This window comes from Arthrobacter dokdonellae, from assembly GCF_003268655.1.
Taxonomy (GTDB): domain Bacteria; phylum Actinomycetota; class Actinomycetes; order Actinomycetales; family Micrococcaceae; genus Specibacter; species Specibacter dokdonellae.
Window position 1 is genome coordinate 2,679,230 of sequence record NZ_CP029642.1, and the last position, 20,812, is coordinate 2,700,041.

The 20,812-nt window shown below is 68.4% G+C and carries 17 protein-coding genes; 5 read left to right on the plus strand and 12 right to left on the minus strand.

Features of this window, described 5'->3' with window-relative positions; translation table 11 throughout:
* Nucleotides 1-19 precede the first annotated feature (19 nt).
* The 8 genes from DMB86_RS11940 to DMB86_RS11975 form a co-directional block, all read right to left on the minus strand.
* Nucleotides 20-892: a shikimate dehydrogenase family protein gene (locus DMB86_RS11940; protein ID WP_335645001.1), complete on the minus strand. Its 873-nt coding sequence runs from the start codon at nt 890-892 to the stop codon at nt 20-22.
* Between the two features lie 24 nt (nt 893-916).
* Nucleotides 917-2,212, minus strand: a complete 1,296-nt coding sequence (gene mltG, locus DMB86_RS11945) for an endolytic transglycosylase MltG (RefSeq protein ID WP_113718010.1) — start codon at nt 2,210-2,212, stop codon at nt 917-919.
* Entirely contained in the window at nt 2,209-2,811 is a 603-nt protein-coding gene (ruvX, locus tag DMB86_RS11950) for a Holliday junction resolvase RuvX (RefSeq protein WP_113718011.1), read from the minus strand. Before ruvX ends, mltG begins: the two co-directional genes overlap by 4 nt.
* 5 nt (nt 2,812-2,816) lie before the next feature.
* Nucleotides 2,817-5,495, minus strand: coding sequence for an alanine--tRNA ligase (gene alaS / locus DMB86_RS11955; protein ID WP_113718012.1), 2,679 nt, complete (start codon nt 5,493-5,495; stop codon nt 2,817-2,819).
* 78 nt (nt 5,496-5,573) lie between these two features.
* The gene (locus DMB86_RS11960) at nt 5,574-5,810 is read right to left on the minus strand and encodes a hypothetical protein (protein WP_113726201.1); all 237 of its coding nucleotides are present in this window, start codon (nt 5,808-5,810) and stop codon (nt 5,574-5,576) included.
* A 79-nt stretch (nt 5,811-5,889) separates the two neighbouring features.
* A complete protein-coding gene (locus DMB86_RS11965; protein ID WP_113718013.1) occupies nt 5,890-6,264 on the minus strand; it encodes a DUF948 domain-containing protein in 375 nt (124 codons plus the stop codon).
* 134 nt (nt 6,265-6,398) lie between these two features.
* Nucleotides 6,399-7,025, minus strand: a complete 627-nt coding sequence (gene rpsD, locus DMB86_RS11970; protein WP_113718014.1) for a 30S ribosomal protein S4 — start codon at nt 7,023-7,025, stop codon at nt 6,399-6,401.
* Between the two features lie 360 nt (nt 7,026-7,385).
* Entirely contained in the window at nt 7,386-8,819 is a 1,434-nt protein-coding gene (locus DMB86_RS11975; protein ID WP_113718015.1) for a replication-associated recombination protein A, read from the minus strand.
* Between the two features lie 34 nt (nt 8,820-8,853).
* Here DMB86_RS11975 and DMB86_RS11980 point away from each other — a divergent pair, with 34 nt between their 5' ends.
* Nucleotides 8,854-9,522, plus strand: coding sequence for an acVLRF1 family peptidyl-tRNA hydrolase (locus DMB86_RS11980; protein ID WP_418202274.1), 669 nt, complete (start codon nt 8,854-8,856; stop codon nt 9,520-9,522).
* Between the two features lie 58 nt (nt 9,523-9,580).
* On the opposite strand, the gene DMB86_RS11985 is transcribed toward DMB86_RS11980, so the two are convergent.
* Nucleotides 9,581-10,561 carry a GNAT family N-acetyltransferase gene (locus tag DMB86_RS11985; RefSeq protein ID WP_113718017.1) on the minus strand — a complete coding sequence of 327 codons (981 nt, stop codon included), beginning with the start codon at nt 10,559-10,561 and terminating at the stop codon, nt 9,581-9,583.
* 153 nt (nt 10,562-10,714) lie between these two features.
* Here DMB86_RS11985 and DMB86_RS11990 point away from each other — a divergent pair, with 153 nt between their 5' ends.
* Nucleotides 10,715-11,212, plus strand: a complete 498-nt coding sequence (locus DMB86_RS11990; protein ID WP_113718018.1) for a hypothetical protein — start codon at nt 10,715-10,717, stop codon at nt 11,210-11,212.
* Nucleotides 11,213-11,262: 50 nt separating this feature from the next.
* On the opposite strand, the gene aspS is transcribed toward DMB86_RS11990, so the two are convergent.
* Nucleotides 11,263-13,062, minus strand: a complete 1,800-nt coding sequence (aspS, locus tag DMB86_RS11995; RefSeq protein ID WP_113718019.1) for an aspartate--tRNA ligase — start codon at nt 13,060-13,062, stop codon at nt 11,263-11,265.
* A 263-nt stretch (nt 13,063-13,325) separates the two neighbouring features.
* A complete protein-coding gene (gene hisS, locus DMB86_RS12000) occupies nt 13,326-14,672 on the minus strand; it encodes a histidine--tRNA ligase (RefSeq protein WP_113718020.1) in 1,347 nt (448 codons plus the stop codon).
* Between the two features lie 246 nt (nt 14,673-14,918).
* Here hisS and DMB86_RS12005 point away from each other — a divergent pair, with 246 nt between their 5' ends.
* The 3 genes from DMB86_RS12005 to DMB86_RS12015 all read left to right on the plus strand — a co-directional run bounded on the left by DMB86_RS12005 (nt 14,919) and on the right by DMB86_RS12015 (nt 18,280).
* On the plus strand, nt 14,919-15,719 hold the full coding sequence (locus DMB86_RS12005; RefSeq protein ID WP_227878340.1) for a peptidylprolyl isomerase: 801 nt from the start codon (nt 14,919-14,921) through the stop codon (nt 15,717-15,719).
* A gap of 122 nt (nt 15,720-15,841) precedes the next feature.
* Entirely contained in the window at nt 15,842-17,602 is a 1,761-nt protein-coding gene (locus tag DMB86_RS12010) for a DUF349 domain-containing protein (RefSeq protein WP_227878341.1), read from the plus strand.
* A 93-nt stretch (nt 17,603-17,695) separates the two neighbouring features.
* The gene (locus DMB86_RS12015) at nt 17,696-18,280 is read left to right on the plus strand and encodes a hypothetical protein (protein WP_113718021.1); all 585 of its coding nucleotides are present in this window, start codon (nt 17,696-17,698) and stop codon (nt 18,278-18,280) included.
* A gap of 61 nt (nt 18,281-18,341) precedes the next feature.
* Here the strand turns inward: DMB86_RS12015 and DMB86_RS12020 are convergent, their stop codons facing one another.
* Nucleotides 18,342-20,651, minus strand: coding sequence for a RelA/SpoT family protein (locus DMB86_RS12020; RefSeq protein WP_418202328.1), 2,310 nt, complete (start codon nt 20,649-20,651; stop codon nt 18,342-18,344).
* Between the last annotated feature and the right edge of the window lie 161 nt (nt 20,652-20,812).

The window sequence follows — 20,812 nt, forward strand, 5'->3', positions numbered from 1 at the left end:
CTGTCATGTTCTGCCGGGCCTATTCGTGCGGTGGGCGCCGGCGGAGCCCAAGTGCGTCGCACATCACATTTAGGACGGCCGCCGAGCGTTCCTCGGCCCGGTCCGCAAATCCACCCGCCGCCGCGAACAGGCGCACCTGCTCCAGCCCTTGGTACAAAAGCATCTCGATCCCGGGGACCACGGTGCCGCCGCGCTGCGTCCAGGCCGCGGCGAGGGCGCTGGGCCACGGGTCGTACGCGACGTCGAGCAGGCACCGGCCGGACGCGTCCATGCCGGAGGCGGCGATCTCCGCCGCGAGCCGGTCCGGTGCATGGGGGGGCAGTGTGGAGATGACGACGCCGTACCCCGCCAGTGCGGCCGCGGCGCGTTCGAAGGGCACCAGGGTCGCCGCAACGCCGAGGCGCTGCGCCACTTCCACGGTCGCCGTGGCCTTGGCCGGGTTGCGGACATAGATGTCCACGGCTGGGGCGCCAAGTCCCGCCAGTGCCGCGACGGCGGACACGGCGGTCCCGCCCCCGCCGAGCACTGCGCCCCTGGGCAGCCGCGGCGCGCCGGCGTGGCGCAGCGCGTGGACGAGCCCGGCGACGTCCGTGTTGTCGCCCAAAAGGTGCGTGCCGCCGTCGTCCGTCCGCGTGGCCACCACGGTGTTCACGGAGTGCAGGGACCGGGCCGCCGGGGTCAGCGTGTCCACCAGTTCGGCAGCCCGGGTCTTGAGGGGCATGGTGACGGACAGCCCGTACCAGTTGCCGTCGGCGCGGACCCGGTCCAGGAACGCGGCCAGTCCGGGAACGTCCAGGTCGACGGCGCCGTAGCTGTAGTCAAGCCCCAGCTCGGCGTAGGCGCTGCGGTGCATGGCCGGTGATTTGGAGTGCCCGATAGGGTGGCCGAGCACGGCGCCTTGAAGCGCAGCGCCCATCTATTTGCACTCCGACGCATTGGCCTGGCACCATGCCGTGTACTTGGCAACGTTCTTCAGGTGCTCGGCGTAGGTGGTGGCGTACAGGGTTTCGCCCGTTTTCAGGTTGACCGTGACCCAGAAGTAGTACGGGTTGCTTTCCGGGTGCGCGGCCGCCTCGATGGAGGCCTCCGCGGGGGAACCGATCGGCCCCGCGGGCAGGCCGGGGTTGGCAAAGGTGTTGTACGGGTTCTTTTTGTCCGCCTTTTGGGCGTCGGTGATGTTGTACGTCTTGATACCGAGCCCGTAGGCGACCGTGGCATCGGATTCGAGCCGGCCGCCCGTCTCGCCGTTGGGGTTGTTGATGCGGTTCTCGATGGCCCCGGAGATCTTGCCGTAGTTCGCCTCGTTGCCTTCAAATTCGATGATGCTGGCAATGGTGAGGTCGCGGTACTGTTCGGCGGGATCGGTGACGCCAGCCTTGTCCAGGTTGGCCTTGGTGGCGTCCACCATCTGCGTCAGGATCGCCTTGGCGCCAAGCTCGACGGCGAAGCGGTACTCCCCGGGGGACAGGTAGCCTTCAAGATTCTTGGCCTTGGCGGGCAGGCCGAAGGCCTTGGGGTCCTTGGCCAGCTGTTCAAATTCGGCCAGCGGAATGCCGGTGCTCTTGGCCAGCACGGCCAGGGTTTCGCCCATGCGCAGGTTTTGCGCCACGGCGGCGTAGTGGACCTTGGCGGCGTCCTTGGACAGCAGCACGGCGACGGCGTCGGAGGCCTTCATCTGCTTGCGCATCTTGAACGAGCCCGGCTGCAGCGAACCGGTGCCGTTGGCCACGCCCAGGGCATCCAGGAACGATTGTTCGCTGGCCACCACGTCCTCCGTGCGCAGCTCCGCGGCAACGGAGCGGGCAGACGATCCTTCCGGTACCACCACCTGCACGCTTCCGGTGCCCGGGCCGGGGTAGTCGGCGGCCTGAAACCCGCCCAGCAGGGGCTTGACGGTCTGCACCACAAAAAACACGACGACGGCGAACAGTGCCAGGACGATGAAGAAGACCACGGTACGGCGGCGCCGGCGGATCCGCTTGGAGACGCGCGTGCTGCGCCGCGACGGCAGCGGCGCCCCGTCGAAGTACGGGGCTTCCTCCCCGTAGTGGTCCCTGTCCCAGTGGTCGCCCTGCCCGGCGGCGTGGCCAGTCGCGGGCCCCGGGTCGCGCCAGGCACCTTCCACGGGCAGGTCATGTTCCTCGGACCAGTGGAGTTCTGGGTTATCCACCAGGTGGGACGGGTGGTGGCTGCCGCTGTTGCGCCCGCTCATTGGGCAGCCCGTCTGTGGGCAGGCCCGGTGGGCGGCACAGGCATTGAATCGGAAATGGCCGAACCTTCTTCTTCTTCGGACGGAATGGCATTCCCCACGGTGCCCGGCTTTGGTGCACGCACCAGCTCCCCAACGGTGGCGTTGCGTGCCTTTTGCATGTCGAGGGCCTGCTGCAAGATGCCAACGGCCGCTGCTTGATCTACCAGCTTACGATGATCACGGCTGCCGATGCCAGCCGCGCGCAACGCCTGGTGGGCGCTGACGGTGGTCAGGCGTTCGTCAATGAGGCGCACGGGCACGTCCAGTCCGGCCGCGCCGAGCGCGGCAACGAGCAGCTGCGCGTAGCTGCGGGCCATCTCGGCCGAGGCCTTCTCGGCGCCCTTGAGCGTGCGCGGCAGGCCCACAAAGATCTCCACGGCGTTGCGCCCGGCCGCCTCCTTGACGACGACGCGGATGTCGGAGTTCTTCTTCGCGTCCCGCGACAGCGTCTTGACGGGCGTGGCAAGAATGCCGCCGGGGTCGCAACATGCCAGGCCGACGCGGACCATGCCCACGTCGATCCCCAGTTTCACTCCCTGGCGGTAGCCTGGCTGATCCATGCGCCCTAGCGGTCCTTGACGGCGTTCGTGACGGCCGCCAGCGCGGCCGGGATGGCCTGCAGGTCCGTTCCGCCGCCCTGGGCCACGTCCGGCTTGCCGCCGCCGCCGCCGCCCAGGACTCCGGCGGCCACCTTCACCAGCGCGCCTGCCTTCACTCCGGCGTCGCGCGCCGCCTCATTGGTGGCGATGAGCACCACCGGGCGCCCGTTGCTGGCCCCGGCCACAGCCACCACGGCCGCGGCCGAACCGAGCCGCTGGCGCAGGTCCAGGGCCAGCGCGCGGAGGTCGTCGGCCCCGGAGACCTCGCCGGCGTCGTGGGCGATGACCTTGACGCCGTCGGCGTCCACAGCCGTGCCGGCCAGGCCCGCCGCGGTGGCGCTGAGCTGTTCCTTGCGCAGGCGTTCCAGCTCCCGTTCGGCCGTCTTGAGCTTGGCCAGGGTGGCGGCGACGCGTTCCTGTAGAAGGTTCGAGGGCACCTTGAGCATGTCCGTCAGGGATGACACCAGGGCGCGCTCGGCGGCCAGGTGGCGGAACGCGTCCATGCCCACGAAGGCCTCAACGCGGCGGTTGCCGGAGCCCACCGACTGCTCTCCCAGCAGGGTCAGCGAACCGATCCGGGAGGTGCTGTCCACGTGGGTGCCGCCGCACAGCTCCCGGGACCAGGCGCCGTCGATCTCCACCACGCGCACTTCGGAACCGTAATTCTCCCCGAAGAGGGCGGTGGCGCCGAGTGCCTTCGCGTCGTCCAGGGCCATGACCCTGGTGTCCACCCGGTAGTTGTTGCGGATGGCGATGTTGGAGACTTCCTCGATTTCCGAGCGCGTGGCGGCGCTCAGGCCCTCGCCCCAGGAGAAATCGAAGCGCAGGTACCCGGCCTTGTTGAAGGAGCCGCGCTGCAGCGCTTCCGGTCCGAGGATCTGGTGGAGGGCGGCGTGCACGATGTGCGTGCCGGTGTGCGCCTGCTCGGCGGAGTGCCGGCGTTCACGGTCGACGGCGGCGCGCACCAGGGCGTCGGCCGGCAGTTCGCCTTCCCGCACGACGGCCTTGTGAACGCTCAGGCCCTTGACCGGCCTTTGCACATCGAGGACCTCGACGACGAAGCCGTCGCCGGTCATCAGTCCGGTGTCGGCGGCCTGGCCGCCGGCTTCCGCGTAGAATGGGGTCTCGTCGAGGACGATCGAGATTTCGTCGCCCGTGGCCGCTTGGGCCACGGCGGCGCCGTCGGACAGGATGGCCCGGACCCGGCCCTGACCCTCCAGCTCGGTGTAGCCGGTGAAGACGGTTTCGCCCTGGGCCAGCAGCTCATGGAAGACGCTCAGGTCGGCGTGGCCGCTCTTCTTGGACTTGGCGTCCTTGCGGGCGCGGTCCCGCTGCTCCAGCATCAGAGTGCGGAACCCGGCCTCGTCCACGGCCAGGCCCGCCTCGCCCGCCATTTCCAGGGTCAGGTCGATGGGAAAGCCGTAGGTGTCGTGCAGGGCGAACGCCTCGGCGCCGGACAGGGAGGTGTTGGCGGCCTTGGACTCCTTCACGGCCTCCTCCAGGCGGGCGGTGCCGCTGGCGATGGTGCGCAGGAAAGACTTCTCCTCGGCGTAGGCGATGCGGGCAATGCGGGCGAAGTCGCCTTCCACCAGCGGGTAGGCGCCCTTCATGGCGTCGCGGGAGACGGGCAGCAGCTCCGGCAGGACGGCGGATTCCACGCCGAGCAGGCGCATGGCGCGCACGGCACGGCGGATCAGGCGGCGCAGCACGTACCCGCGGCCCTCGTTTGAGGGCGTCACGCCATCGGAAATCAACATCAGCGCGGAACGGATGTGGTCCGCCACCACGCGCAGGCGGACGTCGTCGACGTGGTGGGGGTCGGCCGGATCCTCGGTGGAGGTGTACTCCTTGCCGGAGAGCTCGGCGGCCTTGTCCAGGACGGGACGGACCTGGTCGGTCTCGTACATGTTCTCCACGCCCTGCAGGATCATGGCGAGCCGTTCCAGTCCCAGTCCGGTGTCGATGTTTTTGTTGGGGAGCTCGCCCACCACGTCGAAGTCGACCTTGGAGGTGACGTTGTCAATCTGGTACTGCATGAACACCAGGTTCCAGATCTCGATGTAGCGGGTTTCGTCGGCGATGGGGCCGCCCTCGACGCCGTATTCGGGCCCGCGGTCGTAGAAGATCTCGGAGCAGGGGCCTGCCGGGCCGGGCTGGCCGGTGGACCAGTAGTTGTCTTCCTTGCCGATCTTCTGGATGCGGTCCGGGGCCACGCCCACCGTGTCGCGCCAGATGGCCAGGGCTTCCTCGTCCTCGGTGTAGACGGTGACCCAGAGCTTGTCGACGGGCAGCCCGAAGCCGCCGTCGGCCACGGGGCTGGTCAGCAGCTCCCAGGCGTAGGGGATGGCCTTTTCCTTGAAGTAGTCGCCGAAGGAGAAGTTGCCGCACATCTGAAAGAAGGTGCCGTGGCGCACCGTTTTGCCGACCTCGTCAATGTCGCCGGTGCGGATGCATTTTTGTACACTCGTGGCCCGCTTGTACGGCGGTTCCTCCCGGGCGGTCAGGTAAGGAATGAAGGGCACCATGCCGGCCACGGTGAACAGCAGCGATGGATCCGACGAGATCAGCGACGCCGACGGCACCGGGGTGTGGCCCCTGCTGGAAAAGAACGTGATCCAGCGATCTGCAATTTCGTGGGATTTCATTAGCCTGGTGGCTCCTTACAACGGTTCATTGTCAAAATCAGCGGTTCATTATCGGTGGCTGCCTGCGGAGGAAGAAACCTAGTGGCGCGGGCCCACGGGACGCCCGGGATCAAGGCCCAGCGCGGCCCGGAGGTCGGTCTCCCGTTCGCCCATGCCCTCGCGCATCGCGTCGGCGAAGTCATGGACGGCGTCGGCCGCCCGGCCAACCGCACGGTTGAGGCCCTCGGGGCCAATGGCGCCCTTGGCGGCCGCCAGCTTCCGGGCGGCAACGACGCCGATGGTGATGCCAACGCCCAGCCAAAAAATCTTCTTCATGCGTGTTTTCCCTCCAAAAAGTGCTCCAACGTGCGTTCCTGCCGCCCGTTCGCGCTCGGTTCAACGGCGGCTGGCAGCCCTAGCGGCTCCGGCGGGCGCGGACGGGCTTCTTCCGGCTGGCCAACGCCTGGCGCACACCGTAGGAGAACGCCGCCACCTTGATCAGGGGCTGGCCCAGCGTGGCGGCGAACAGCGACGACAGCGCGGAGATGTTCGCGGTGGCGTCGGAGATGTTGGTGGAGATCCCGTCCACCTTGGCCAGCTGCGTGTTGGTGGTCGCCACCGTGCTGGTGACCTCGTCGATGAGGGGCGTCGTCCCGTCGCCGATCTGCTTGATGGTGGTCCGGACTTCATCCAGGACCTTGCCAAGCTTGAAGATCGGCACGGCCAGCAAGGCAACCAGAATGGCAAATACGCCTGCTGCAATCAGTCCCGCAATGTCTCCACCAGTCATGGAGGGCCGCCTCTTTTCCGTTTAGTCGAATGTCCCTTTGAATACCTTAGCCAAAAGCAGCCCGCGGCGAGTGCCGCGGGCTGCTCCCAAGGTGTCGGACCGGATTGCCCCGGCCCTACTTTTCGCTAACGAATTTAGCGTGAGTAGAATTCGACGACCAGCTGCTCTTCACAGGTTACGGGAACTTCGACGCGCTTCGGCCTGCGAACCAGGCGGGCCTGAAGGCTCTCCAGCTTTACGTCCAGGTAGGCCGGGACGTTGGGGAGCACGTCGCGGTGTGCGCCGGCCGCAGCAAGCTGCAGCGGGGCCATGGTCTGGCTGCGCGGGTGCACGTGGATCAGCTGACCCTCGGCAACGCGGAACGACGGGCGGTCCACGCGGGCGCCGTCGACCATGATGTGGCGGTGCACAACCAGCTGGCGGGCCTGGGCGGTGGTGCGGGCAAAGCCGGCACGCAGGACCAGGGCATCCAAACGGGTTTCCAGGATCTCGACCAGGTTTTCACCGGTCATGCCCTTGGTGTGCTTGGCTTCTTCGAAGGCACGGGTCATCTGTGCTTCGCGGATGCCGTACTGGGCGCGCAGACGCTGCTTTTCGCGGAGGCGGACGGCGTAGTCGCTGTCCTGCTTCTTGCGGGCGCGTCCATGCTCACCGGGGCCGTACGGGCGGCGCTCGAGGTACTTGGCTGCCTTGGGGGTCAGAGCAATGCCGAGGGACCGCGAAAGGCGGGCCTGCCGGCGGGCACGTGTGCTGTTAGCCACTTGTGTCCTTCCAATAGTTGCAACAAATGTATGTCCTGGCCTCCATTATGGAGAGTTGGGGCTGTTGCGGCCCTTTCGCTGCAGCGCCCGGGCATGACCATCCGCGCCTGCTTCGTCCACGGCGGTGAGGCCGGGTCAAAAGTTCTTGGGGTTGGGCATGGAGCCGGGGCTTGCCAGTGCGCACACCACTCTACCACCTGGCCTGCCTGCCGCCCGACGGCGGAACGCCTCCCGCCCTTGCGACGCCGGAAGTCCCCTCGCCCTTGCGGCGCCCGGCATTCCCGCCCGCCATTCCCGTCCGGCATTCCCGTCCGGCATTCCCGTCCGGGTGCCGTCCGGGGGCCGTCCGGGGGCCGTCCGTTACTTGCCGGCGGCGGGTCCAGTCCCGCGGATGATCGCCCTCAGGCGTTCCACCCGGACCGAAAGGTCCCGCTCCAGGCCGTTGCCGTTGGGCTGGTAGTAGTTTCTCCCCACCAGGTCGTCCGGCGGGTACTGCTGGGCGGCGATGGAGTGCGGGGAATCGTGGGAATAGATGTAGCCCTTGCCATGGCCCAGTCCGGCGGAGCCGGCATAATGGGCGTCGCGCAACGGCGCCGGGACCATGGTGCCGCGCCCGGCCCGGACGTCCGCGATCGCCGCGTTGATGCCCATGTACGCGGCGTTGGACTTGGGCGCCGTGGCCACATGCACCACAGCCTCGGCCAGAATGATCCGCGCCTCCGGCATGCCGATCAGCGCCACGGCCTGGGCGGCGGCGACGGCGGTTTGCAGCGCGGTGGGGTCCGCCATGCCCACGTCCTCGGCCGCGGAAATCATGATGCGGCGCCCGATGAAGCGGGGGTCCTCCCCCGCCTCCAGCATCCGCGCCAGGTAGTGCAGGGCAGCGTCGACGTCGGACCCGCGCACGGACTTGATGAAGGCGCTGATGATGTCGTAGTGCTGGTCCCCCGCCCGGTCGTAGCGCACCGCCGCGGCGTCGATGGCCCGCTCGGCAATGTCGAGGTCGACCATCACCGGGGTGCCGGCGTCGTGCGGGCCCGACGCCTCGGAGAGTGCCACCCCGGCCGCCGCCTCCAGTGTGGTCAGTGCCCGGCGCGCATCCCCGCTGGCCAGCCGGACCAGGTGGTCCAGCGCGTCCCCCGTCAGCTTGACCAGCCCGTCCAGCCCGCGCGGATCGGTGACGGCGCGCTCCACCAGGCCCTGGATGTCGCCGTTGGTCAGGGGCTTGAGCGTGAGCAGGATGGAACGGGACAGCAGCGGCGAGACCACCGAGAACGACGGGTTTTCCGTGGTGGCCGCAATGAGCACCACCCACCGGTTTTCCACGCCGGGCAGCAGGGCGTCCTGCTGCGCCTTGTTAAAGCGGTGGATCTCATCCAGGAACAGGACCGTGGTGCGTCCGTGGAGGTCGCGGTCCGTGAGTGCCTGGTCCATGACGCGGCGCACGTCCTTGACGCCGGCGGTGATGGCGGAAAGCTCCACGAATTTCCTGCCCGGGCCGCGGGCGATGACGTGGGCCAGGGTGGTCTTGCCGGTTCCGGGCGGGCCCCAGAGCATGACGGAAGCCGGGCCGGCCGGGCCGCCTGCCGTGCCGCCGCCAGCCAGCAGCTGCAGCGGCGAGCCGGCGCCCAGCAGGTGCTGCTGTCCCACCACCTCGTCCAGGGTGCGCGGGCGCATGCGGACGGCCAGCGGACTGCGGGGGCGGGACCCGCTGTCCGGCGTGCCGCCAAAGGTGGGGGTGCCGGAGTCGTCCCCGGCGTCGTCCCCGAACGCACTGTCAAAGAGGTCAGTCACCCCTTTAGCCTATCCGCCGCCGGCGACAGGTATCGTGGCAGGCGTGAGAGAGCCGAGCCGCACCGCCTTTGTCCCCGCAGCCCGCCTGGCCGGCTGGGTGGAGCGGTTCGCCGCCGCCCACGGGGGACAGACCGGCCTGTCAGACACGGACCGCGGCCTCGAACTGCGAATGGACGACGGCGCCGTGGCCCTCCTCTCCCCTCCCTGGAGCGACGACGGACGGCCCGGGCGCGGCCAGGGCCCCCTCGAGCGGCTGGCATCCCTCGCCTCACAGGAGCGGTCCATGGGTCTGCTCCTCGTCCGCCGCGGAGGGTATGCCGTGGGCCTTGCGGTGGGAGGGACGCTGCTGGCGCACAAGTGCGGGACCAAATATGTGCAGTCGCGCACGGCAGCCGGAGGGCAGTCGCAGCACCGTTTCGCGCGCCGCCGCGGCAACCAGGCCGATGCCCTGGTGGGGAAGGCCGCTGTGGAGGCCGCACGGATCTTCAGCGGGCAGGGCTTGGGAGGACAGGCATTTGAGTACCTCGCCACGGGCGGCGACAGGTCCTTGGTGGAGGCCGTGCTGGCTGAATCCGCGCTGAAGCCCTACGCGGCGCGGCCGCGGCTGGCCCCGCTGGCGGTGGCCGATCCCAACGCGGCCGTGCTGCAGCGGGCGGCGGCGGACTTCTGCTCCGTCCGCATCCAGGTCACCGACCCCGCCTGACCCCCGCAAGCCGACACCGCCGAGGTAGCGGGTCCGCCCCGAAGCAGTGGACCCCGAATCACCGTTTTCGCCGAGGTAGCGGGTCCCGATCGAGACCGGCCCTCATTGTGGCAGGTTTCGGCGCCATGCCGCTACCTCGACGCCGGGGACCACCGGCGCTGGATGCCCTCCGGAGTGGGGCCTGGCGGTAATGGTAACGTCCCCACTCGGCGAAACCCGCCCTTTCATACAGCCCACGGGCACCGACGTTGGCCTCGGCCACCATGAGCCAGAAACGTGACGCGCCTGCTCGCCGCCCGGCCTCCATGAGCGAGCCAAGCACGGCGGTGGCCAAGCCCTGCCGCCGGAATTCCGGGTGAACGGCCATGCAATACACGCCGCCCCAGCAATCCAGCACGCTCAGCCTCCCGGTGCCAAGGACGGCACCCGCGCCATCCACGGCCGAGGCGTACACGGACGGCGTGCCCAGAAGGATGGACCGGGCAATGTCGCGTTCCGCCGCGCCTCCCCTGCCGTCCACCCGCCACCACAGGTCCAGCCACTCCTCCGACGGGTGGCCCGACAGGCGGATTTTCGCGCCGCGCCCCGCTCCCGTGCCGGGGCCGGCAGCGGTCGGCACCGTGCCGGGGCCGGCAGCGGTCGGCACCGTGCCGGGGCCGGCAGCGGTCGGCACCGTGCCGTGGCCTGCGGCGCGCTGCACCGGGCCAGGGCCGACAGCGGTCATGATCACGGTCTCCGACTGGCGGGAATAGCCCTGCCGATCAAGCAGCCCGTCCAGGGCGGCGTTTTCCGGCCGGTCCGTCAGCTGGAAGGTCACCGGCTGGCGGCGGGAGGCGTACCAGGCGGCGGCGGCCCCGAGCGCGGCGTCCAGATCCGGCGGCGCGCTGGAGGGCCATACCGAGTTGGCCCGCTGGGTGACCGACCCGGCGGACCGCATGACCCAGCCGTCGAGACTCTCCCGCTCGGGCGCCAGCCAGGCCCGGTGCATCAATGATTCGAGTTCGTCCAGTCCAACTGGCGGCTGGGCGGCGTGGGTCATTGCAACATGCTACGCGAGCCGCCGGCCGGACATTTCCGCTCTGCCACTGCCCAGGGCCCCGGGGACGAACTAGAGTTTCAGCAGGCCGCTCTACGCCGATTGCGGGCAGTCGGGCCCCGATCACGGCAGTTGTCAAGGAAGAGGCGGTTCAGCATGGAATGGACAAGGGTGACCAACGCGAAGGAACTCGCGGAAGCGCTTGAATCCGGAACCCTGGCCATTGAGGTGCTCGGCAGCCTGCGCGGAATGCCGACGGTGACGCTCCGCCGGGAGGTGCGCAACCTGGGCACCACCACCACGCACGGCGACGGCTCCGTGGGCGTGCAGGTCAGCCGCGAGCTTCCCTGCCTGACCATCCGCGGGGACCTGCGCACGGAGGGCGGCACCGGCGAATCGCTCGTCAAGGGGGTGCTGCTTCCCCTGGCCGCCATCGCCTTGGGCATCAAGCCCGGCGGCCGCATTGGCACGGCCTCGGTGGGCGGGGACGTGCGCACCGGAGGCGCGGGCGTGCCGGCCATGGAACTGGAGGGATCGCTGGACGACATCAGCGTGGGTGGCAAGGTCTCGGCGGCGGGTGCCCAGTCCGACGTCGTCCGGGGCGTCCCGGAGCTGGCGGCGGTTTTGGCGGGGCTCACCAGAGAGGGGCGTTAAGGCAGATATGCCGGCCTCCCGTAGCGGGAGGCCGGCATATCTGGCAGAGACTACTCGGCTGCGGCCTGCACCTCAGCCTTGGGCTGTACCTTTGCCTCCGGCTTGAAGTCCACGCCGGCCTCCCTGCGCTGCTGCGCCGTGATCGGGGCCGGTGCCGCGGTCAGGGGGTCGTAGCCGCCGCCGGACTTCGGGAAGGCGATGACGTCGCGGATCGAGTCGACGCCCGCCAGCAGGGACACGGCGCGGTCCCAGCCGATGGCGATGCCGCCGTGCGGCGGCGCGCCGAACTTGAAGCCTTCCAGCAGGAAGCCGAACTTGGTCTCGGCCGATTCCTTGTCCAGGCCCATCAGTTCAAACACGCGCTCCTGCACGTCGCGCTGGTGGATGCGGATGGAGCCGCCGCCGATTTCGTTGCCGTTGCACACGATGTCGTAGGCGTAGGACAGGGCGCTTTCCGGGTCCTTGTCGAAGGTGTCCAAGAATTCGGGCTTCGGGGAGGTGAACGCATGGTGGACGGCGGTCCACTGGCCGCTGCCCACGGCCACGTCACCGGAGGCGACGGCGTCGGCGGCCCGTTCAAACATTGGCGCGTCCACGATCCACACGAACGCCCAGTCGGCCGGGTCGATGAGTCCGGTCCGGTGGCCGATCTCGACGCGGGCGGCGCCCAGCAGGGCACGCGAGGGGTTGACTTCGCCGGCGGCGAAGAAGATGCAGTCGCCGGGTTTGGCGCCCACTGCACCGGCCAGGCCGGCGCGCTCGGCGTCGGTCAGGTTCTTGGCCACCGGGCCGGCCAGTTCACCGTCCTCCTTGAACAAGACGTAGGCCAGGCCCCTGGCGCCGCGCTGCTTGGCCCATTCCTGCCAGGCGTCGAGTTGGCGGCGGGGCTGTGACGCCCCGCCGGGCATGACGACGGCACCCACGTACGGGGCCTTGAAAACGCCAAAGTTCGTGTCCTTGAAGAATTCGGTGAGGTCGCTCAGTTCCAGGCCGAAGCGCAGGTCCGGCTTGTCGGAGCCGTAGCGGGCCATGGCATCGAGGTACGTCATGCGCCGGATGGGAGTGGGGATTTCAACGTCGATCAGCTTCCACAGGGCCGAAATGATCTTCTCGCCCAGGGCGATGATGTCGTCCTGGTCCACGAAGCTCGCCTCGATGTCCAGCTGCGTGAACTCGGGCTGCCGGTCGGCACGGAAATCCTCGTCGCGGTAGCAGCGGGCAATCTGGTAGTACTTTTCGAAGCCGCCCACCTGCAGCAGCTGCTTGAACAGCTGCGGGGACTGCGGCAGGGCATACCAGGAACCCGGCGCCAGGCGGGCGGGCACCACGAAGTCGCGGGCACCTTCCGGGGTGGAGCGGGTCAGCGTCGGCGTCTCGATCTCCACGTAGCCCTGCTCGTGGAGCAGTTCGCGGGCCACCCGGTTGGCCTCCGAGCGCAACCGCAGGTTCCGCTGCATGGCCGGGCGGCGCAGGTCCAGGTAGCGGTGCTTCAGGCGCGCCTCCTCGCCGACCTCCACGTGCTCGTCCACCTGGAAGGGCAGCGGTGCGGCCTCGTTGAGGACGACGACGTCATCGGCCACCACTTCGATCTCACCCGTTGCGAGAGCCGGGTTTTCGTTGCCCTCGGGGCGGCGCGAGACGGTGCCCGTGACCTGCAGCACATATTCGTTGCGCAGCGAGTGGAACACGTCCTCCTCGCGGACGACAATCTGCGACACGCCCGACTCGTCACGCAGGTCCAGGAAGGCAACACCACCATGGTCACGGCGGCGGGCAACCCACCCCGCGAGGGTTACAGTCTGTCCAATGTGCTCAGCCCGCAGGGAGCCCAGGTCATGTGTGCGCAGCACAGCATTCCTTCCAATCGTGGTGACCGGCCCGTTCCAGACGGACCCTCAGTATGTCTCCGCTCGAGTTTACCGGTGAATCTAAACGCCGGTGGTCGCGTGCGGAGCAGGCCCGCCATTTTTCCGGTGACTATCCGACGCGTCGGCCGCGGGCGGCCTTGGGCGTCTCCTTTACGTCACCTACAAAAAATGCCGGCTCCTGCTCCTCTGCGCATGTCGCCGCGAGCGGTCGGCCCGAGGAACGCAAGCGGGAGCAGCGAGCCGGTTTACGCGGTGACGATCCGCGGCTTGAGATCTTCGGCTGCCGGCATCCAGTCCGCGGGGTCTGCCGGCAGCTGTTCACCGGAACGGATGTCCTTGACCTGATGGGCTCCGTCGCCGTCGGTGAACCAGACGAACGGGATGCCGCGCCTGTCGGCGTACTTGATCTGCTTGCCGAATTTGTCGGCCTTGGCCGCCACCTCCGTGGAGATCCCGCGGGCACGCAGCTTGGCCGCGACTTCCTGGGCGGCCGTCCAGCTGTCCTCGTCCGCCAGGGTGACCAGCACCGCCGTCGGGACGCTGCGGGAGGCGGTGGCGAGGTCCTGGCTGAGGATGCGCGAGATCAGGCGCGTGACGCCGATGGAAAGCCCGACGCCGGGGAACGTGCGGCTGCCCTTGGACGCCAGCGCGTCGTAGCGGCCGCCGGAGCAGATGGAGCCCAGTGCCTCGTGGCCCACGAGGACGGTCTCGTAGACGGTGCCGGTGTAGTAGTCCAGGCCGCGGGCGATCGACAGGTCGGCCACCACGGATCCGGGGGCGCTCTTCACGGCCGCGGCGATGACCTGCTCGAGCTCGTTGAGGCCTTCCTCCATCAGCTCGTCGTTGACGCCCAGGGCGCGCACCTGCTCCACGAAGGAGGTGTCTTCGGTGCGGATGGACGCCAGGGCCAACGCCTTGGCGGCCTGTGCCTCGGTGGCGCCCAGCTCGCTCGTGAGCAGCTGCGCCACCGCGTCGGCGCCGATTTTTTCCAGCTTGTCAATGCTCCGCAGCACCCCGGCGGTGTCGCTCAGGCCGATGCCGCGGTAGAAGCCCTCGGCCAGCTTTCGGTTGTTGATGCGCAGCTTGAACGCCGGGATCGGCAGCGCCGAGAGCGCCTCGGCGATCACGAGCGCAAGCTCCACGTCGTAGCGGAAGGGAAGGACGCCGTCGGCCACCACATCGATGTCCGCCTGCGTGAACTCCCGGACCCGGCCCTCCTGGGGACGCTCGCCGCGCCACACCTTCTGGATCTGGTATCGGCGGAACGGGAAGGCAAGGTAACCGGAGTTTTCCACGACGTACCGGGCAAACGGCACGGTCAGGTCAAAGTGCAGCGCCAGCTGGTTCGGGTCCCCCTTGGCGCTGGCCGCGGCGTTGCCGTCGTCGTCCTGCAGGCGGGAGAGCGCGTAGACCTCCTTGTCGATCTCGCCCTTGCGCAGCAGCTGCCCCACGGTCTCCACGGAGCGTGTTTCCACGGAGCTGAAGCCGTGCAGTTCAAAGGTGCGACGGAGCGTGTCCAGCACATGCTGCTCCACCAGCCGCTCCTGTGGCAGCCACTCGGGGAAACCTGACAGGGAGGCGGTGCGTGCCATGGGTGGAACTCTCCTAACAAGACGGGCGGGACGGTGCAGCCGGGAAACTGCGGCCGGCGCGGCCCGCATAACAAGGTCATGGTGTTGCGGATGCAGCCGCCGTGTCCGGCGTCCACCGGGCAGTTCCGTGGGTAAACTGGCATCCGGCTGCCATTTTATAAGGTTTGGCGGGCCGCCCCAACCAGTCCCCGCAGTGCGCATGGTGCGCGGGCCCGGACCACGCGAAGAAATCATGGAGAAATACCGTTGGTTAACAGCAAAAAGGACGGCCGGGAGGCCAAGGCACGGATGGCCCGGATGGCGGCCAACCAGCAGATGCACCGGGAGCAGCTCGCCCGCCGCAAGCGCGACAACATCATTGCCGCCGCCGCCATGGCCATCGCCATCGCCGTCGCCGTGGTCCTGGCCTTGACAGTGTTCACCGGCCCGAAGAACGACGCCGCTGCCACGGACACGCCCGCCGCATCCCCCAGTGCGTCCCCCACCTCCAGCACACCCGCCGGGACGAACAGCCCCACGGTTCCCAAGGCCGCCACCGCCGCGGGCAAGACGTTCACGGGAACCCTCACGCTCAACGGCCAGCCCATGGGCGTCCAAGTTGACGGCACCAAGGCTCCCCAAGCGGCCGCCGTCTTCAAATCGCTGGCGGACAGCGGCTTCTTTAAGGGAAAGACCTGCCACCGGCTGACGGATTCGGCGAACTTCGCGCTGCTGCAGTGCGGCTCGCTCAAGGGCGACGGCAATGGCGACCCCAACTATCAGTGGGGCCCGGTGGAGAACTCCCCCGCCAACGGCCTTTACCCCGCGGGCAGCATCGCCGTGGCCCGCGGCTCCAGCACCTACAGCAATGGGACGCAGTTCTTCATCACTTACAAAGACACCACGCTGCCACAGACCGACGGCGGCTACACCCTGATGGGGAAGGTCACCAGCGGCCTTGATGTCATCACCAAGATCGCTGCCGGCGGCATCACGCCCGGCGCGGGCGGCGCCACGGACGGTGCACCCAAGACCAAGGTGACGATAGACTCGTTTACGCTGAAGTAATTGAAAAGGCCACACCTTCGAGGGTGCCAGCACACCTCTGGGACCGCAGCACGTTCGATCCCGGCCACATCGATTTCCGTTTCAGACCTGCCAGATTTCCATCCAGCGAAAGACTTTTAGCGGTGACACACAGTCAACAATCCGACGACACAACGGCCCTGAGCACTGAGCCGGCGGACGCCCAAACTCCCATCAACGGCACGGTCCCCGAGAGTGTGCCAGCAACGGAGGTGGCCGTCGCTGAGGACGGCGCAGCCCCCGAAGCTGCGCAGGAGGCAGCCCCCGACGACACAGCGGCCGACGCAACTGGCACGCCGGCTGAAGCCCTGACAGCCGAGGCCCCGGCCGCTGGCATTCCCGCGGCTGAAGTTCCTGCGGCTGAAGTTCCTGCGACCGAAGCCCCTACCGCCGAAGCCCCGGCGGCTGAAGTTCCGGCACAGCCCGAGGCTCCGGCGGAGGCTCCGGCACAGGATGCTGCAGCGGCTCCCTCACCCGCTTTGCCGGCGCCGGCGCCCTCGCCTGCGCCCGCACCACGGGCCCCGTCGCCGGCAGCCTTGGCGGCCCGTCCCAAGTTGCCCGCCGCTGCGGCACCAGCCCCCGCACCCGCGCCCGTGACCGCCACGGCCGTCAACCTGGAGGAAGCGGCGAAGTTTGGCCGGGCCGAGGACGACGGCCACGTTTTCCTGAAACTGGACGGCGAAGAATACCCGGTGGGCCAGTATCCCGGTGCGAGCAAGGAAGAGGCCCTGGCCTACTTTGCCCGCAAGTTCGAGGACATCACCGCCCAGATCACGCTGCTGGAGCAGCGCGTTGAGGCCAAGGCCGCAACAACGGACATGAACAAGACCGTCAACCATCTGCGTGCCCAGCTCGCTGAGCGCACCAGCGTGGGAGACATCAATGGCGCCCTGGCACGTCTCACCGCACTGGAGGAGGCCATCAAGGCCCTCCAGGCGCGGGAACGCGCCACCCATGAGGCTGCCCGCGGCGTGGAACTTGCCGCCCGCGAAGCGATCGTGGCCGAGGCGGAGACCATCGCCGCGGAGGACCCCGCCACGGTCATGTGGAAGGTCAGCAGCGCCCGCATGAACGAGCTTTTCGAATCGTGGAAGCAGGCGCAGAAAACCGGAATGCGTCTGGGCCGGGCAACGGAAGAGGGCCTGTGGAAGCGGTTCCGCAGCGCACGCACCGTTTTCGACCGGCACCGCCGCGCGTACTTCTCGCAGCTGGACAACAACAACGCCGCGGCCAAGTCCGCCAAGGAGGCGCTGATCACGGCGGCCGAGGAGCTGTCCTCCTCCACTGAGTGGGGCTTCGCCGCCGGTGAGTACCGCCGCCTGATGGACCAGTGGAAGGCATCTCCACGTGCCAGCCGCAAGGACGACGACGCCCTCTGGGGCCGCTTCCGTGCCGCCCAGGACAAGTTCTTCAAGGCACGCCAGTCCGCCAACGACGCCATCGACGAGGAATTCGGCGCCAACCTGGTGGTCAAGGAAGCCCTCATCACCGAGGCGCAGGCCCTGCTGCCCGTCACCGACCTGGCCGCAGCCAAGAAGTCCCTGCAGTCCATCCGCGACCGCTGGGAAGAGGCGGGCAAGGTGCCGCGGGCGGACATGCAGCGCGTGGAAGGCGCCCTCCGCAAGGTGGAAGACGCCGTCAAGGCGGCCGACGACGACAACTGGCGCCGCAGCGACCCCGAGGCGAAGGCCCGCACCAGCAGTGCGCTGACCCAGCTTGAGGCCACCATCGCCGGATTGAAGGAAGACCTCGCTGCCGCTGAGAAGTCGGGTGACGCCCGCAAGGCGGCAAAGGCCCGGGAGGCCCTCGCTGCCAGGGAACTTTGGCTCGAGCAGATCCGCAAGGCCGCAGAGGACTTTAGCTGACGAACGCGGTTTTAGGAGGCCTCCGGGCCGGGTTGTCCACAATCCGGCCCCGGGGGCCTTTTTGTCGTCCGCCCCAAGGTGCAGGCTGGGCCCATGCAGCCCACCGTGCCCGCGCCCGCGCCCGACGGCATCCTTGCCGCTGGCGGCCAGTTCACCGTCGCCGAACTGTGCGCCATGGAACGCGACGGCGTGCTTGCGCGCGTGTTCGGCCAGGCCTTCCGCCCTGTCGCGGAGCCGGAAACCCCGGCCCACCGCGCCTCGGCGTTGGCACACCACGTTCCCGCAGGACTGGCGGAGCGGGCGGTGCTGGGCCGCGGATCAGCAGCCTGGGTCTTCGGCTGCGCGCCTCCTCCGCAAACCATCTGTCTCCTGCTCGACCGGGCACGCCGCACCACCATGCTGCCGCCGCGCAGCGGCTGCGAGGTCCATGAGGTCATGCTGGGCCCGTACGACGTCGAACGCGTGGGCGGGGTGCGGGTCACCCGCGCGCTGCGCACGGCGGTGGACATCGCCATGCATGAACCCGAGGCAACGGCTGCTCCCCTGCTGCTGGCATTGGCGGGAGCGGCGGACCTCGGCTGTCCCCTGGGGCGCATCAACTCTGCCGTCGCCATGGCCCGCCACATCCCGGGCAAACGCCGGGCGCAGGCGCTGCTACGCACCCTGCTGGAGGAATAGCCGAAAGGCGTGCCACGTCTGCAGGGCCGCCGCCGCACGACGCCCCGGGTCCGCAGGCGCCTCAGTTGCGGCGCTGCGAGCCGGAGGTCCGGTAGACGTCGAACACCCCGTCGATGCGGCGCACGGCGTTCAGGACGTGGTGCAGGTACTTCGGGTCCCCCATCTCAAACGCAAAGCGCGAGAGTGCCACACGGTCGCGCGAGGTGTTCACGCTGGCGGCCAGGATGTTGACGTGGCTTTCGGACAGCACGCGGGTGACGTCCGAAAGCAGGCTCTTGCGGTCCAGGGCCTCCACCTGGATCTCCACCAGGAACACCCCCGACTGGGTGGGCGCCCATTCCACATCCACGAGCTTGTCCGGCTCATTCCTCAGGTGCTTGAGGTTGGGGCAGTCCTCGCGGTGGACCGACACGCCCGAGCCCTTGGTGACGTAACCGGCAATCGGGTCCGGCGGCACCGGGGTGCAGCAGCGCGCCAGCTTCACCAGCACCTCCCCCACGCCGTGCACAATGACTCCCGAGTCCGAGACCCGTGACCGGGCGTTGGAGACGTGGGTGGCAACGGGCGGAGCGGCGTCTTCGATGTCGTCGTTGACGCCGAGCACATCGACCAGCCGTTCAACGACGGACTGGGCCGAGGTGTGTCCGTCACCGACCGCAGCGTAGAGCCCGGCAATGTCGACGTAGCGGAAGTGCTGTGTGACGGCCGTGAGCGCGTCATGGGTCATCATCTTTTGCAGGGGCAGGTTTTGCTTGCGCATCGCCTTGGTCAGCAAGTCCTTGCCCTTTTCAATGGACTCTTCGCGGCGTTCCTTGCTGAACCACTGGCGGATCTTGTTCCTGGCGCGGGCGCTCTTGACGAAGTTCTGCCAATCCTGGCTGGGGCCGGCGCCTTCGGCCTTCGAGGTGAAGATCTCCACGGTGTCGCCGTGCTCCAGCTCGCTGTTGAGCGGCACCAGCTTGCCGTTGACGCGGGCGCCGATGGTGCGGTGCCCCACTTCGGTGTGGACCGCGTAGGCAAAGTCCACCGGCGTCGACCCGGCAGGAAGGGCGATGACCTGGCCCTTGGGCGTGTAGACGAACACCTCGCGGGCGTTCATTTCGTAGCGCAGGGAGTCCAGGAACTCGCCGGGGTCCGAGGTCTCCTGCTGCCAGTCCACCAGGGTCCGCAGCCAGTTCATGTCCTCCTGGCCCGAGACCGGGTTCTTGTTGCCGGTCTTGTACTTCCAGTGCGCCGCCACACCGTACTCCGCGCGCTGGTGCATCTCGTGAGTGCGGATCTGGATTTCCACCGGCTTGCCGTCCGGGCCGATCACCGTGGTGTGCAGCGACTGGTACATGTTGAACTTCGGCATGGCGATGTAGTCCTTGAACCGGCCGGGCAGCGGGTTCCAGCGCGCGTGGATGGTCCCCAGCGCCGCATAACAGTCCCGCACCGTATCCACGAGCACGCGCACGCCCATCAAGTCGTTGATGTCGTCAAAGTCCTTGGCCCGGACCACCATCTTTTGGTACACCGAGTAGTAGTGCTTGGGCCGGCCGGTGATCTCGGCCTTGATCTTTGCGCCGCGCAGGTCCTCGCTGATTTGCCGGCGGATGACCCCCAGTTGCTTGTCCCGCTCCGGAGTCCTGTCCTGGACCATGCGGACCAGTTCCTCGTACACCTTTGGGTACAGGGCGGCAAAGGAGAGGTCTTCCAGCTCCCACTTGATGGTGTTCATGCCCAGCCTGTGGGCCAGCGGCGCGAAGATGTCCAGCGTCTCGCGGGCCTTGCGGCCCGAGGACTCGGCGCTGACGAACCTCCAGGTGCGGGCGTTGTGCAGCCTGTCGGCCAGCTTGATGACCAGCACCCGGATGTCCTGGGCCATGGCGATCACCATCTTGCGGACGGTCTCTGCCTGGGCGGAGTCGCCAAACTCCACCTTGTCCAGCTTCGTCACCCCATCCACGAGTTTGGCAATCTCGTCGCTGAAGTCGTGCCGGAGCTCCTCGAGCGTGTAGGAGGTGTCCTCCACCGTGTCGTGCAGCAGCGCAGCGGCCAGCGTGGGGCCGGTCATCCCCAGTTCGGCCAGGATCGTGGCCACTGCCACGGGGTGCGTGATGTAGGGGTCCCCGCTCTTGCGCTTCTGCCCCTCATGGTACTTTTCCGCGACGGCGAAAGCACGGGTGATCAGCTCGAAGTCTTCCTTCGGATTGTTCGCCCGCACAATGCGCAGGAGGGGTTCGAGGATGGGCGAATGGCTTTCGGTGGACCAGCCGGCCAGCCGGGCCAGCCGGGAGCGGGTGCGTTCCCGGCGTCCCGGGAAGGTGGGCCGCAGGTCCGCGGCGGAATGGGCAGCGCCCGCGTTCCCGTCCGTGGAGTCGTCCGCCAAAATTTCATGCGAGGGTGATTGATCGTTCACAGCGCGCTACCTCCCTCGTCCATCCTGCCCCTTGCGGCGCCTTACGGGCGCGCCCTGGGCCCACAGCATCTACTTAGTCTAATCCCGGTGCACGCCGGTCCCTGTCACGTTACGGGCCGGGACGGGCGCTC

Bases quoted from the DNA above. Each gene is read 5' to 3' on its own strand.
- DMB86_RS11960 (WP_113726201.1), bottom strand. From the start codon at position 5,810: ATGAAGAAGATTTTTTGGCTGGGCGTTGGCATCACCATCGGCGTCGTT.
- DMB86_RS11990 (WP_113718018.1), top strand. From the start codon at position 10,715: ATGGAATGGACAAGGGTGACCAACGCGAAGGAACTCGCGGAAGCGCTT.
- DMB86_RS12015 (WP_113718021.1), top strand. From the start codon at position 17,696: ATGCAGCCCACCGTGCCCGCGCCCGCGCCCGACGGCATCCTTGCCGCT.
- alaS (WP_113718012.1), bottom strand. From the start codon at position 5,495: ATGAAATCCCACGAAATTGCAGATCGCTGGATCACGTTCTTTTCCAGC.
- hisS (WP_113718020.1), bottom strand. From the start codon at position 14,672: ATGGCACGCACCGCCTCCCTGTCAGGTTTCCCCGAGTGGCTGCCACAG.
- mltG (WP_113718010.1), bottom strand. From the start codon at position 2,212: ATGAGCGGGCGCAACAGCGGCAGCCACCACCCGTCCCACCTGGTGGAT.
- DMB86_RS11965 (WP_113718013.1), bottom strand. From the start codon at position 6,264: ATGACTGGTGGAGACATTGCGGGACTGATTGCAGCAGGCGTATTTGCC.
- ruvX (WP_113718011.1), bottom strand. From the start codon at position 2,811: ATGGATCAGCCAGGCTACCGCCAGGGAGTGAAACTGGGGATCGACGTG.
- DMB86_RS11985 (WP_113718017.1), bottom strand. From the start codon at position 10,561: ATGACCCACGCCGCCCAGCCGCCAGTTGGACTGGACGAACTCGAATCA.